The following is a 7,013-nucleotide window of genomic DNA, read 5'->3' as shown; positions in this document are numbered from 1 at the left end:
TGTTTGACTTGCTCAATTTAAAAAATAAAAATTAACGTTGACGTTTGTCGCTTTGTTCAGTTTTCAAAGTTCAACCGTCGCTCTTAAGCGACTTTAATATCTTATCAAGTTATCAACGTAATGTCAACAACTTTTTCATTTCTTTTTGTTGTTTTCGCTTGTCTGCGTTAGCAACAGATATAAATATACCAAATCAATTTCATAAAAACAAGAGGTAAATTAAAAGTTTAAATTTTCTAATATTATTAACTAAAAAAAGATGGCCGTAGCCATCTCTTTTTTAGCGTTGACGCATATGTGGGAATAATAGTACATCACGGATTGACGGTGCATTTGTTAGTAGCATAACAAGGCGGTCAATACCGATTCCTAGACCACCTGTAGGTGGCATACCATATTCTAATGCCTCAATGAAGTCATCATCCATCTCATGTGCTTCATCGTTTCCTTGTTCTTTCTCTTTCAACTGAGCTTCAAAGCGCTCACGTTGGTCAATTGGATCATTTAGCTCTGTAAATGCGTTCGCGTGTTCACGCGCAACGATAAACAGCTCAAAACGGTCAGTAAAACGCGGATCTTCCGCATTTTTCTTAGCCAATGGAGAGATTTCTACAGGATGTCCGTAAATGAACGTTGGTTGAATTAACTGCTCTTCTACTTTTTGTTCAAAGAATTCATTTACAATATGTCCATATTGCATATGTTCAGTGATTTCTACCCCGTGTTCTTTCGCTAAAGCACGAGCTTCTTCAACAGATGTTTCTCCCCAGAAGTCTACGCCCGTATATTGTTTAATAGCATCGACCATATGAAGTCTTGTCCACTCTGGAGTTAAATCTACCTCTTGATCGCCATACTGAATCTTTGTTGTGCCAAGTACTTCTTGCGCAATGTGTGCAATTAAGTTCTCTGTTAAAGCCATGATATCTTTGTAGTCCGCATACGCTTCGTACAATTCGATCATTGTAAATTCAGGATTGTGACGTGTAGATACACCTTCATTACGGAATACACGGCCAATTTCGTATACTTTTTCTAATCCACCTACGATTAAACGTTTTAAATGAAGTTCAATCGCAATACGCATATAAAGTTCCATATCAAGCGCATTGTGGTGTGTCACAAACGGACGAGCTGCTGCTCCACCTGCGATTGAATGCATCATCGGTGTTTCAACTTCTAAATATCCATGATTATCTAAGTAACGGCGCATCGATTGAATAATGCGGCTTCTTGAGATAAATGTTTGTTTACTTTCTGGGTTTGTAATTAAATCTAAGTAACGTTGACGGTAGCGCTGTTCAATATCTTTTAAACCATGATATTTATCTGGAAGTGGACGAAGCGCTTTTGTTAGTAACGTAAAATCTTTTACTTTAATAGAAAGTTCGCCAACTTTTGTTTTGAATAAAACACCTTCAACCCCTACCAAGTCACCAATATCTACGCTACTGAAGATTTCGTACTGTTCTTCGCCAATTGCATCTTTACGTACATAAAGCTGAATTTGTCCTGTTAAATCTTGAACGTGAGCGAAACCTGCTTTTCCTTTTCCACGCTTTGTCATAATACGACCAGCTAGTGACACAGGCACTTCATTTTCTTCTAACTGTTCTTTTGTTAACTCGTCATACTCACTAATTAATTGCTGTGATGTATGTGTACGTTCAAAACGTTGACCAAACGGATCAATACCTTGATCTCGTAGGTTGCTCATTTTTTCGCGACGAACGAGAAATTGATCATTTAATTCTTCATGACTCATCGTTTACTCATCTCCATCGTATAATTAAGTTTTCCGAAACAGAAAAAGGCCAGCATGTTTACTGGCAACTACTACGTTTCTTTAAAATTATTATAGGTTCAGTCGTTTCTCTATGTCAAATCGCTTTATTCTTGCTTCGCTTCTCTTTTTCTTCGATTTCTCTAACAAGCTACCGAATAAACCCAAAACCTGCGAACCCAAATCTCAAAGTTTTCACTATGAACTCTACTTTACGCCAATATAAAAATGAATCAACTAATAAGATTCATTTTCACTTATGTAAATCATTACGATTATTTTCGAACATATCTAGTATACCCGTTGTTTGCTCTCGAAATAATTTTACATCTTTTAAATCTGATAAACGTGTTGTGATGGTTTCAACTTTTTCTTCTGCTACAGGGAGAATAAGAGATGGAGCTAGTTCGTTTAGAGGAACCATCACAAACGCTCGTTCAAACATTCGGGGATGAGGGACGCTCAGTCTATCCGTGTGAATGATTTCATTACTATAAAGTAAGATATCTAAATCAAGGGTTCTAGGTCCCCATACAATCTCTCTTTTTCGGCCTGCCGTTTGTTCAATGGCTTGCAAACAATCTAAAAGGTGCTCTGACGAATACGTTGTTTGTATTTTTACTACCATGTTTAAAAAGCTTGCTTGATTCGTATACCCGACAGGGGCCGTTTCATAAACAGATGAAACAGCCACTACCTTAATCTCAGAGTGTTTCATCAAGCCAGTAACTCCTGACTTCAAATGTTCCATTCGATTTCCAATATTTGATCCTAATGCAATATATGCTTCTGTTGTCATTCAACGGCTCCTTTTAATTTCAATAGCTACCGATTGATAATAACCGGGAATTGGCGGATCGGGTTTATATACCTTTACTGTACAAGCCTGCACGAGTTCGTAATTAGCAAGCAATTCAGATGCAATCGTTTCAGCCACCGTTTCAACTAACTTGAACGTGCGCTTCTCTACAACTTCCTGGCATGTTTGGTATAAATCTGCATAGCTCACCGAGTATTCTAAATTGTCCGTAGTACCAGCTTGCTTTAAATCCAGTTCCACAGCTAAATCCACGTGAAAACGCTGCCCTAATTTATTTTCTTCTGGAAATACGCCATGATAGCCATAGAAACGCATATCATTTACATAAATTTTATCCATCTTTAGTCTCTCCTTTCGCTTTTATACATGTAGCTCGTGTCGACTCATTAGCGACATTGTGTAAGAGCGATACTCTTTTTGCAACTGAGCTGTCAGCGTATGGTCTCCTACTGAAAACTGCTTATCCTTTATACTTCGAAGAGGTACGATTTCTTGAATGGAATTTGTAACGAAAGCTTCATCACCCTCCAAGAGCTGTTCCACCGTAAATAAGCCTTCTACAACCTCTATGTTTTTCTTTTGTAAAAGCGTAAAGATAAACTGTCTCGTAATTCCATTTAAGATACCTGTTTCAAGAGACGGCGTATATACACAATCATCTTTTACAAAAAATAAATTGGACACAATACCTTCGGCTAAGAACCCTTCTTTTGTTAAAAAGATACCCTCTTTATTTAAGTCTGAACCAACTTCTCGCTTAGCTAGTACATTATTTAAATAATGATGAGACTTTAACCTCATGGTTCCTTCAGGCGTATTTCGTTTCGTCTCAAGAATAAGCCCCTCTTTTACAAGGGGGCTCGATGGATGAGGCATTGATTTCATATATACGATTGTAGATGGCTTGTCGTATTCTTCCACCTGCAAGCCAATTCCGCCATTTCCTGCTGAGACATTTAATCGAACATACGCATTTCTCTCATTGTTTTTCATTAACAGACTATTAATGATTTCCAACACGTCCTGTGTAGAGTAGTCCCATACAATATTTAATTCACGTAAGCTGCTATGCAGTCGATCCAGATGGTCTTCCACTAGAAATGGATGACCTTCATACACTCGTAACGTTTCAAACAGCCCTAGGCCATACATATATCCGTGATCAAACGGAGAAATAGTGGCTTCAGACGCAGACTTTACTTCGCCATTTACGTATATATACATATCATTACACTCGCTTTTTTTCGTAAGTTTCAATAAAATTCTTCAGCATTTCTTTACCGTAAGAAGTCATGATAGATTCAGGATGGAACTGTACTCCTTCAATAGGTAATGATTTATGGCGAATCGCCATAATTTCATCTTCTGCTGTCCACGCTGAAATCTCAAAGCAATCCGGCAGTGAACTTTTTTCTACAATCAAAGAATGATAACGCGTTGCCGTGAACGGATTATCAAGACCTTTAAAGATAGTACGGCCATCATGATGCATTTCAGATGTTTTCCCGTGCATTAATTTATCCGCACGAATCACATTCCCTCCAAAAGCTTGCCCAATCGACTGATGCCCTAGGCATACGCCGAATATTGGAATCTTACCTGCAAAATACTCGATGGCTTCTAGACTGATTCCCGCTTCGTTAGGACTGCATGGTCCTGGGGAGATCATCAAGAAATCTGGATTTAGCACTTCAATTTCAGAAAGTGTAATTTCATCATTTCTTTTTACAAGAAGCTCATGCCCTAGCTCACCTAAATACTGTACTAAATTAAACGTAAAAGAATCATAATTATCAATCATTAATATCATCTTTACTCACCCTCACTCAGCTCATTTTCGCTCTGCTCTTTTGCTTTCCATAGTGCAATTGCTTTTTTCAGTGATTCTTTGTATTCGTGTTTCGGATTTGAATCAATCACAACACCCGCACCAGCCTGCACATAAGCTTGGCCGTCTTGAATAATCATAGTGCGAATCGCAATATTTAATTCCATATCTCCATTAAACCCAATCCAACCAATCGATCCTGTATAAATTCCTCTTCGAACTGGTTCAAGTTCTTCAATGATTTCCATTGTACGAACTTTAGGTGCTCCAGTAATCGTTCCTCCAGGAAAAACCGCATCTACGATATCTACAAAATCTTTGTTGCGCGCGAGCTTGCCTTTTACATTAGACACAATATGCATGACATGTGAATATTTTTCAATAACCATAAACTCATCAACATGCACAGTACCATATTCGCTTACTCTACCAAGATCATTACGCTCTAAGTCAACAAGCATCACATGCTCTGCACGCTCTTTTTCGTTATGAATAAGCTCATCCGCTAACTGTTGATCTTCTTGATCATCCTTACCGCGGGAGCGTGTTCCCGCAATCGGTCTCGTACTGATTTCATCACCGGCTTTTTTCACTAATAGTTCTGGTGAACAGCTCACAATGTGAAATTCTTCTGTCTGCATATAAGACATGTAAGGTGACGGGTTGATTTTTCGTACCTGTTCGTAGATATGCATAGGATGAGTTTGAAGCTGTTGAGACTGTCGAACAGATAAGTTCACTTGAAACACATCGCCTTGCCCGATGTACTCATGTACGCGTGTTGTGGCATCTGAAAAAGCAGCTTCAGACATCGAAACCTCACTCTTTTCGGCAACACGATGAATCCGCTCATATGAGAGTCCTTCATCACTTGCCTCCATCCAGTCCTTTTTGTATTGATCAATACGCTTATATGCCTGCTCTTTACAATCTGCTTCGTCATTAACGATAATCCAGAGCTTTTCCTTTTCTTGATCGTATACAAATACGTGATCGAAAATAAGGAAATAAACGTCCGGCGTTTTCAATGAATCTTCAGCAAGGTCAGGTATGGTTTCTACATAGCGGATATAATCATAGCTAATAAAGCCAATTGCTCCACCTTGAAAAGGAGGAAGATCTGGATTCACCTCTGCTTCAAACTTCTTCATCCAGTCTCGCATAAGATGAAGCGGATTACCTTTTTGAACAGTAACTTGGCCATCCGTTTTGATATGAAGCTCGTTTTGTTCGCCTCGCAAAATGGCTACAGGTTTTAATCCCATCATTTGAAACTTTCCGCCTCGACCGCTTTCAAGCAGGATATGATTCGGTTCCTCTTTTGACAACTCTTGATATTTTTTGAACCATTGGTTTTTAGAGATAGAAATAGATTCGCCCCAAGTCATTCTTTGCTGCATTTGTTCACTCTCCTAAAAATAAATCACCTGCTTTCATTTTACATGATTCTTAGATGAAAAAAAACAGCTTCATATAGAAGCTGTTCTTTTATCGTTTTTATGCTTGTGTTTGTTCCTCGAATTGGAACAATGGAGTACTTAGGTAACGCTCACCGTTACTTGGAATAATCGCTAACACTTTTTTACCTTTTCCAAGCTGTTTTGCAGCTTTTAACGCAGCATAAATCGCAGCCCCAGAAGAGATACCTACTAGTACACCTTCTGTTTTTGCTACTTTACGGGCATATTCAAAAGCTTGATCGTTTTGAACAGCGACAACTTCGTCATATACTTCCGTGTTAAGCGTATCCGGAACAAAGTTTGCACCAATTCCTTGAATTTTATGAGGTCCTGGTTGACCACCGCTTAAAATCGGAGAATCAGCTGGCTCTACCGCATAAATTTTGATATTTGGGTACTTTTCTTTTAACACTTCACCAGCACCTGTAATAGTACCGCCAGTACCGATACCTGCCACAAATCCATCTAGCTGATCGCCGAACTGCTCGATAATTTCTTTAGCCGTTGTTTGACGGTGCACTTCTGGGTTCGCCTCGTTTTGGAACTGCTGAGGAATAAAGTAGCCGTGCTCTTTTGCAAGCTCAGTTGCTTTATTAACCGCCCCTTTCATTCCTTCTGGACCTGGTGTTAATACTAACTCTGCACCGTATGCACGAAGCAGATTACGACGCTCAATACTCATCGTTTCAGGCATTGTTAAAATAGCACGGTATCCTTTTGCTGCAGCTACCATTGCTAAGCCAATTCCTGTGTTACCACTTGTTGGTTCAATGATTGTGTCGCCAGGTTTTAACACACCTTTTGCTTCCGCATCTTCAATCATCGCTAATGCGATACGATCTTTTACGCTGCTTCCCGGGTTCATAAATTCTAATTTTAAATATACATCCGCCATATCTTCTTCAACTAGACGGTTTAGTTTTACGATTGGTGTTTGACCAATTAACTCTGTAATTGAATTTGCAATACGTGCCATATGACCACTCCTAATACCAACTAATTTTATTGATTTTGTATACAATTTATCAGATGTTTTCTAAATTGTCAATCATTTTGTCTTTCCATTTACCTAATTTTGTTATATTTTTAGATCAATATATACAGAAATAGAACTTAATATCT

The 7,013-nt window shown here is 38.7% G+C and carries 7 protein-coding genes; all 7 read right to left on the bottom strand.

All coding sequences use genetic code 11. The annotated features are described in order from the left end of the window. Positions 1-280: 280 nt before the first annotated feature. The 7 genes from lysS to cysK all read right to left on the bottom strand — a co-directional run bounded on the left by lysS (position 281) and on the right by cysK (position 6,867). Positions 281-1,765: a lysine--tRNA ligase gene (gene lysS, locus ACFX4G_RS26680; RefSeq protein ID WP_013054894.1), complete on the bottom strand. Its 1,485-nt coding sequence runs from the start codon at positions 1,763-1,765 to the stop codon at positions 281-283. A gap of 271 nt (positions 1,766-2,036) precedes the next feature. Beyond that, positions 2,037-2,582: a 2-amino-4-hydroxy-6-hydroxymethyldihydropteridine diphosphokinase gene (gene folK, locus ACFX4G_RS26675; protein ID WP_028410339.1), complete on the bottom strand. Its 546-nt coding sequence runs from the start codon at positions 2,580-2,582 to the stop codon at positions 2,037-2,039. After that, positions 2,583-2,942, bottom strand: coding sequence for a dihydroneopterin aldolase (gene folB, locus ACFX4G_RS26670; RefSeq protein ID WP_013054892.1), 360 nt, complete (start codon positions 2,940-2,942; stop codon positions 2,583-2,585). It lies immediately after the preceding gene. A 21-nt stretch (positions 2,943-2,963) separates the two neighbouring features. Next, positions 2,964-3,827, bottom strand: a complete 864-nt coding sequence (gene pabC, locus ACFX4G_RS26665) for an aminodeoxychorismate lyase (RefSeq protein WP_043979051.1) — start codon at positions 3,825-3,827, stop codon at positions 2,964-2,966. A gap of 4 nt (positions 3,828-3,831) precedes the next feature. Then, positions 3,832-4,413 carry an aminodeoxychorismate/anthranilate synthase component II gene (gene pabA / locus ACFX4G_RS26660; protein ID WP_013054890.1) on the bottom strand — a complete coding sequence of 194 codons (582 nt, stop codon included), beginning with the start codon at positions 4,411-4,413 and terminating at the stop codon, positions 3,832-3,834. Positions 4,414-4,415: 2 nt separating this feature from the next. Continuing rightward, a complete protein-coding gene (pabB, locus tag ACFX4G_RS26655; RefSeq protein ID WP_377578031.1) occupies positions 4,416-5,831 on the bottom strand; it encodes an aminodeoxychorismate synthase component I in 1,416 nt (471 codons plus the stop codon). Positions 5,832-5,928: 97 nt separating this feature from the next. Continuing rightward, the gene (gene cysK, locus ACFX4G_RS26650; protein WP_013054888.1) at positions 5,929-6,867 is read right to left on the bottom strand and encodes a cysteine synthase A; all 939 of its coding nucleotides are present in this window, start codon (positions 6,865-6,867) and stop codon (positions 5,929-5,931) included. Positions 6,868-7,013: the final 146 nt, after the last annotated feature.

It is taken from the genome of Priestia sp. YIM B13486 (assembly GCF_042787865.1).
GTDB classification, from domain to species: domain Bacteria; phylum Bacillota; class Bacilli; order Bacillales; family Bacillaceae_H; genus Priestia; species Priestia megaterium.
This window is presented reverse-complemented; position numbering and strand designations above follow the sequence as displayed.